Below are 7,262 nucleotides of genomic sequence, written 5' to 3' on the forward strand. Positions count from 1 at the left end.
CCCTCATCCCCTACACCCTACTCCTCACTCCCCACTCCCTCCTCTCCAGCATGATAGGAACTGCGAACCAGAGGTCCAGAACGAACATGGTTGAATCCCATTTCCCATGCTAATCTGCCGAGTTGATCAAATTCCTCTGGAGTCCAATATTTTTGGACTGGCAGATGTTCAAGAGTTGGACGCATATACTGCCCGATAGTCAAGCGATCGCACCCCACAGCCCTTAGATCAGCCATTGCTTCAACGACTTCATCAAGTGTTTCTCCGTGTCCCAGCATCAAACCTGATTTGGTGGGAATTGTCGGATCGATTTCTTTGACCATAGCTAGTACTGAGAGGGAGCGATCGTACTTGGCTCCCCGGCGCACTGGCCCAGTTAACCGTTTCACTGTCTCAATATTGTGATTGAAACAAGCTGGTCTGGCTTTTACAATCATAACTATTCGCTGGCGTTGACCTGATTCCCCAACACCAGCACCACCCCAAAAATCAGGGGTCAGCACTTCAATTTGAGTCTCTGGGTTCAACTGGCGGATAGTTGCGATCGTCTCCACAAAGTGCCCTGCGCCCTGATCGGGCAAGTCATCACGGGCTACAGAAGTCAGCACCACGTAACGCAATCCCAAAAGCTGCACCGCCTGGGCTACCTTTTGGGGTTCCTCTAAATCAACAGGCATTGGTGCATGACCTTTATCTACTTGACAGAAAGCACAAGAGCGTGTACACGTAGGCCCCATTAGTAAGAAAGTTGCAGTTTTTTGGGCATAGCACTCCCCCCGGTTGGGACAGCGCCCTTCTTCGCAAATTGTGTGAATTTGGCGCTGCTTAATAATGCGTTGTACGGTAGAGATTTCACTGGCTTTGCCAATAGGACGACGTAACCAGCTAGGCATTGCCGTAATTTCAGACTTTAGTTCGGCTCGTTGTGACGAAATCATAGACATCTAAGCAAGATACGGGTATAGAGTAATGGTCTGTTAATTAAGAATAAACGCGGGGATGCTCTTAATGAAGTCACCATGTCTCGGTATCACCATGTCCCTTATGCCCTAGAACAGAGCTAAAGCCTTAAATATAACGATGACACAAATTGAAAATAGCACAAGCTAAAGTTTTACAAAACACCTCTAGCAATGTCATTTATACCGAAATATACTATCCCCCAATTGCTAAAAATTTTGTATATAGTGGGGGAATTCTCAATGACAATCGGCAAAGCCGCTATTTACACTTAAAGTTTCTGTTAGAGCAAACAGTCGTGGCAAGCAACAAAATTTTAGTTATCGATGACACTACAGTTGTCAGGGTAAAAGTACGAGAAATGTTGCCTCCGGGCAATTTTGAGGTACTGGAAGCAAAAGACGGTTTAGAAGGACTAAATTTCATTCTTCAGGAAAAACTCAGCCTGATTATGCTGGATTTCCTGTTGCCTAAAATGAGTGGCTGGGAGGTTTTCCAGAAAGTTCAAGCCGATCCGGAATTAAGGAAAATTCCTTTGGTGATCATGTCTGGTCGCAAGGAAGAGGTGACTGAGAAAATCACAGAACCCTTTGAATACTTTGAATTTCTGGGTAAGCCTTTTGATCAGAAGCAACTAATTAACGCAATTAAGTTAGCTATGACCAAGGCGAAACTGCCACGCCCAGAACTAGTGCCCGTAGGAGCAGCAGTTGCTGTTAAAAATGGCACAGTTGCAACTTCTAGTGTAGCCACTACTTCGGTAGCAACTCCTAGTGCTGTAAATACTGCGATCGCAACTCCTAGTATCGGGGAAGCCTCCAACGCAGAAATTAATGCATTGAATGAGAAAATTGTCAAAATGCAAGCTGAAATCGATGGTTTGAAGAAACAGCTAACTCAGGTTGTGACCTTTATTAAACAAAAAGTCAAGTAGTATTTGTACTCATTATTATTATCGCAGCCAAAAATACCCCGTTTATAATAACGGGTGTCCGATTAAAAGCGGGTAAAAATAGTTAGTACAAAAATACTTATGTTGACAAATCATCGTTGACCACAAAATTCAAAAGCAGGAAAAAATAACTAGCAATTATCTGCACCTCTATAAATTTTGAATTTTGAATTCCCCGAACGCTTTCTTTATGTTGAGCGGAGTCGAAACACAGCGTCTTCGCAAAAGAAAAAGTTGAGAGTCTAGCAAAGCAGCCCAATACCCACTAAACCTGCCGCAGTTTGCTCTTAATCGAAGGAGAACGGTAGGCTTTTTTCTTAATTATCCTGCTCCTGCAATCATCAATAGACCATACTCTAAGGGCATAGCATTGCTGTGCCCTTACAAAAAATGTAGTTTTTAAACTTATTCATATTTAGTATTTATTTTAAATTCGTAAATCCTATAACAATTATTTATCAAATAAATTTGGTAATCATGTCCTTGGCAACCTTAGAGGTTCTTTGAAAAGTATTCTTGTCGGTATAAAAAGTTTTAGTTACCTCAAAATCCCCCGATAAATTAGGGGACTTTGACTGCGGCTCTCCCCTTTTTAAGCTAGGGGGGATCAAAAAGTGCCTAAAGTCACAGCGAAACACTTTTCAAACAACCTCTTAAAGAAAAGAGCGATATTCCTGAAATTGAAGTTATCAAAGAATACGGAAAACTACCGGAAATTATTTGTTATCCTGGTCAACTTAATTAGGTATTTATGAATAATCCTCAGTAATGCTATCGATGGTTTAGAAGAGTCATTTATCATTGTTCATCCATCATTGGTAAATAACAAAGAACAAATAAGTAAAGACATAGACACTTCAGTGGATTATTATCGGGTAGGACAAATTCATATCTTTACTGAACTAACAGATTCTAATACGGCGATAATTCGGATTGCTGATAACGGTTCTGCTATGACAAAAGCGGTGCAGCAGAAAATATTTGACCCATTTTTTACCACCAAGTCGGTAGGAAGTGGTACAGAATTGGGTTTGTCGATTAGCTATCAGATTATTGTGGACAAACACAAGGGCAGTTTAACCTGTGATTCCACATTAGGAAAAGGGATTGAGTTCGTGATTGAGATCCCGATGCAACAGTCAGATAGCTACAGCAATCCGATTTGATGTTTGAACAAATCTAAGTATATTTAGGGGGTAAAATCGTTGTGTAACGCACCAAAATACTGTAGTGGTCGCATAGAGAAATTTAGTCTGAGAATGTTGCTGTTCTCAGAGTTTTTGGGAACTATAGGATTATTAGGCTAGAAATTTGTCAGTCAGTCCGCCAATAAAACAAAGGTGACTTAGCTGCGATCGCCGAGCCAATAGTGAATAAGTAACAAGAAGTTAAATTAATTTAAATACATGAATTACAAAACTGATATAAAAACGTTTGATTTACCAGAATCTAGTTTAATTTTAGTGGTAGATGATACTACTACAAATTTAGAAATTGTATTGAACATATTAACTAACATAGGTTTTAACGTTATTACAGAAAATAATGGAGAAAGTGCAATTAAGCAAGTTGAATCTAGACAACCTGATTTGATATTATTAGATGTAATTATGCCTGGAATAGATGGGTTTGAAACCTGTAAAAGGCTGAAAAAAAACTCAGCTACTTGTGATATTCCAGTAATTTTTATGACGGCAGATTCTGATACTGATAGTAAGGTAAAAGGTCTAAATATCGGGGCAGTTGATTACATCACTAAGCCATTTCATGAAGAAGAATTATTAGCTAGAATTAAAACCCATATTCAATTACGAAATCTCACAAAAAGTTTAGAGAAACGAGTTGCAGAAAGGACAGCAGCGTTGTCTAAGGTATTAAAAGACTTACAAGAGTCTCAAGTTCAACTTGTACAGACAGAAAAAATGTCTGCCCTGGGTCAATTAGTAGCAGGAGTTGCTCATGAAATTAATAATCCAGTTAGTTTCATTCATGGCAATCTCGGACACGCTTCAGCATATTTCCAAGACATGAGCAACATCATTAACCTCTATCAGCAGCACTATCCTAATCCGGTTCCAGAAATTCAAAAGGAAATTGCAGCGATAGATTTGAAGTATATGCTTGCCGATCTACCTAATTTAATTTCCTCAATGAAAGAGGGTGTTCAGCGCATTCGTAACATTAGCACCAGTCTGAGAACCTTTTCTCGAGCAGATAGCGATCGCAAAGTTTCTTGCAACATTCATGATGGCATTGACAGCACAATCATGATTCTCAAACATCGCTTAAAAGCATCCGAGGATCATCCTGATATTCAGGTAATTAGAGATTACGGTAATTTCCCAGAAATAGAATGCTTTATCGGACAACTAAATCAGGTATTTATGAATTTATTAGCTAATGCTATTGATGCTTTAGAGGAGTCTAATGTAGGGCGCACCTATATTGAAATTGAAGCAAATCCCAATCAAGTTTTGATTCAAACTAGCCTCACTGAAAACAAAAAACATATTTTGATTCGGATTAAAGATAATGGCGTGGGAATGTCACCTGATGTCCAGCAAAAAATCTTTGACCATTTATTCACCACCAAGCCTGTAGGCCAAGGCACAGGATTAGGGTTATCAATTGCTCGTCAAATTGTTGTCGAGAAACATGGAGGAACTCTGGAAGTAAATTCAGCACCAGGACAAGGTTCAGAGTTTATCATTAAGCTTCCCGTTTGAAAATCACAGCAAAAATAATTCTCCATATATAGCACTCTTATCATTCTCAAGCACCGTTTAAAAGCTAATAAGATTCGTCCTGATATTCAAGTAGTTCAAGATTACGGCGAATTTCCTCCAATAAAATGTTTTCCAGGACAACTGAATCAGGTATTTATGAATTTATTGGCAAATCCTATTGATCCTTTAGAAGAGTCTAACTCTGAACTGAGTTTTGATAAAATCAGCGCCAAGGGAGAAGACTGCGACCCCCTCACCGCTTTGCGTCTACATGAATTGCCCTAAGAATAAAATAAGGGTTGCAGCTATTGTTTGCGTAAGTCCTGTTCATGCAAAAGAAAACTGCTGTATGATAACCATTCCCATTTCTTAGAAATAAAAGCAAGCATCAAATCCTCTGAAGAAAGATGTTAAGCAGTTACTTTAGATGTATTTTGGGGAACTCTAGAACTGTAGTTTCAAAATTGTGTCCTCAAAATTTATGACCAATCAACTTAACCACTCAATGGCTACGCTTAATCTTTCTTTAGAACGCGATATATTTTTACGTACATTAATCAGAGAATTATCTGGTACTTTGCAGGACGTAGTTGGTTTAGAAGAAGCTTCTGGATTTATTAGTGTAGTTGGTGAAAGGATGGCTAGGCAGATCAACCAAGATTACAAATCTGCCCTGGAAGTCTCAAATCTTTCGCGTAGGCAGGTAGCTGATGTCTTGATTGATTTAAAAAAACGAATCCAAGGCGATTTTTATGTCATTGAGCAGGATGATGAAAAAATCATCTTTGGCAACCGCGTTTGCCCATTTGCCGAAAAAGTGGTTAATCGCCCTGCCATGTGTATGATGACTTCAAACGTTTTTGGAACGATCGCAGCTAATAATCTAGGATATGCGAAAGTAGAATTGCAAGAAACCATAGCACAGGGGGCTTCTGGATGTAGAGTTATTATTTACTTAAAACTTACAGAAGAGGCAGAAGATGCAGAAGGTCGAGAATACTTTAGGGGACTAGAATCTGTCTAAACCCTTTACCACTAAACTAACCCCAAAATACAAGCTTGAGTGCAGATATGTAAAGTAGAGCCGAACCGTGAAATTGAAAGCTCCATGACTCCTGAACAATTTCTTGAATTTGCTAGAGTTTTACCAGAACCTTTACTTCTGGTGAGTAGTGATGGTCAGTTGTTAGCTACCAATCAACCAGTAGCAGATATGCTGGGGTTACGGCGTCAGGAACTGCGGGGAAGAACGCTCTTTGAACTTGTAAATGAGTCTGCTAATGATGTTGTAAAGTACCTCCAAGCTTGTTCAAGTAGCAGGGCAATGGTTATTGGCTCTTTGACTTTACGAAAGAATGATGGACAAACGCTAATATGTCGTAGTCAAGGAGCAGTTATTCAACCTTGGTCGCCTGAATCTTCAGCTTTAATTCTCTTACGTTTGGAAAATAGAACTTTAGCCAGCAGTAAATTTGTTCTCTTGAACGATAAAATCGATGAGTTAGCGAAAGAAGTTCAGAGACGTAAACAGGCGGAGGAAGCGCTCAAGAAAGCGAATCAAGAGCTAGAAATTCGGGTTGAGAAACGTACAACTGCTTTACAAGAAACACTAAATGAACTAAAACTTACCCAAACTCAGCTTATCCAAGCTGAGAAAATGTCTAGTTTAGGGCAGATGGTCGCTGGTATTGCCCATGAAATTAATAACCCCGTTAGTTTTATTTATGGTAACCTTCACTACGCCCACGAATACACTCACGATTTACTAAAATTGGTGCAAATTTATCAACAAATTTGTCCAAATACTCCTCCAGAAATTCAAGAGCAAATAGAAGAAATAGACTTAGATTTTCTGATTCGAGATATAACTAAACTCTTCCAGTCAATGAAAGTAGGAACAGAGCGCATTAAGGAAATTGTTAAATCACTACGTAATTTTTCCAGACTTGATGAAGCAGAACTTAAGGAAGTCAATATCCACGAAGGAATTGATAGTACTTTAATGATTTTGGAGCATCGCTTGCAAGCTAGGCATGAGTACCCAGAAATCAAAGTCATCAAAAAATATAGTCAACTACCTAATGTAACTTGCTACCCTGGTCAACTTAACCAAGTGTTTATGAATATTATTGTAAATGCGATCGATGCGCTGGAGGTATCGGCGGTCAATGCTCAGTGGTCAAAAGTCAATCCACAAAATACTGACAATCAAACACTTACAAAGAATAATCCCCAAATTGAAATTAAAACTGAGGTAATCGATGAAAAATGGATAACGGTTAGTATTGCTGATAATGGTTTGGGGATAAATGAACAAGTTCACTCAAAGCTCTTTGATCCATTTTTCACCACTAAACCTGTGGGCAAAGGTACTGGACTCGGACTATCTATAAGCTATCAGATTATAGTTGAAAAACATTACGGACAAATTAGCTGTTTTTCTGTTTCAGGAAAAGGTGCAGAATTTGTAATTAGGATACCTGTAGCTCACTCTCATGAAATTTAATTACTAATTTAGTATTTTTTCCAAAAATCAATATAATCATCATCTATTAGTAATATTATTTATATATATAGGATTCATATTTGATTGCGTGAAATACACGTAGGGTGCGTTATGCCTC

Annotated in this window: 6 protein-coding genes and 1 pseudogene; 6 read left to right on the forward strand and 1 reads right to left on the reverse strand. The window is 38.9% G+C overall.

What is annotated here, in order from left to right:
• Positions 1 to 17: 17 nt before the first annotated feature.
• Complete coding sequence (lipA, locus tag ACFFAP_RS33315) at positions 18 to 938, reverse strand: lipoyl synthase (protein ID WP_375515227.1); 921 nt, start codon at positions 936 to 938, stop codon at positions 18 to 20.
• Positions 939 to 1,258: 320 nt separating this feature from the next.
• On the opposite strand from lipA, the gene ACFFAP_RS33320 reads away from it, so the two are divergent.
• From ACFFAP_RS33320 to ACFFAP_RS33345, 6 genes and pseudogenes are all read left to right on the forward strand, one after another.
• Positions 1,259 to 1,894: a response regulator gene (locus tag ACFFAP_RS33320; protein ID WP_375515232.1), complete on the forward strand. Its 636-nt coding sequence runs from the start codon at positions 1,259 to 1,261 to the stop codon at positions 1,892 to 1,894.
• 691 nt (positions 1,895 to 2,585) lie between these two features.
• Positions 2,586 to 3,078, forward strand: a pseudogene (locus tag ACFFAP_RS33325) (sensor histidine kinase); the annotation flags it as partial.
• 240 nt (positions 3,079 to 3,318) lie between these two features.
• Positions 3,319 to 4,638, forward strand: a complete 1,320-nt coding sequence (locus ACFFAP_RS33330; protein ID WP_375515228.1) for a response regulator — start codon at positions 3,319 to 3,321, stop codon at positions 4,636 to 4,638.
• A 156-nt stretch (positions 4,639 to 4,794) separates the two neighbouring features.
• Complete coding sequence (locus tag ACFFAP_RS33335) at positions 4,795 to 4,923, forward strand: hypothetical protein (protein WP_375515229.1); 129 nt, start codon at positions 4,795 to 4,797, stop codon at positions 4,921 to 4,923.
• Positions 4,924 to 5,119: 196 nt separating this feature from the next.
• The gene (locus tag ACFFAP_RS33340) at positions 5,120 to 5,662 is read left to right on the forward strand and encodes a methanogen output domain 1-containing protein (RefSeq protein WP_375515230.1); all 543 of its coding nucleotides are present in this window, start codon (positions 5,120 to 5,122) and stop codon (positions 5,660 to 5,662) included.
• An 84-nt stretch (positions 5,663 to 5,746) separates the two neighbouring features.
• The gene (locus tag ACFFAP_RS33345) at positions 5,747 to 7,144 is read left to right on the forward strand and encodes an ATP-binding protein (protein ID WP_375515231.1); all 1,398 of its coding nucleotides are present in this window, start codon (positions 5,747 to 5,749) and stop codon (positions 7,142 to 7,144) included.
• Positions 7,145 to 7,262: the final 118 nt, after the last annotated feature.

The organism is uncultured Nostoc sp. (assembly GCF_964245575.1).
Taxonomy (GTDB): domain Bacteria; phylum Cyanobacteriota; class Cyanobacteriia; order Cyanobacteriales; family Nostocaceae; genus Nostoc.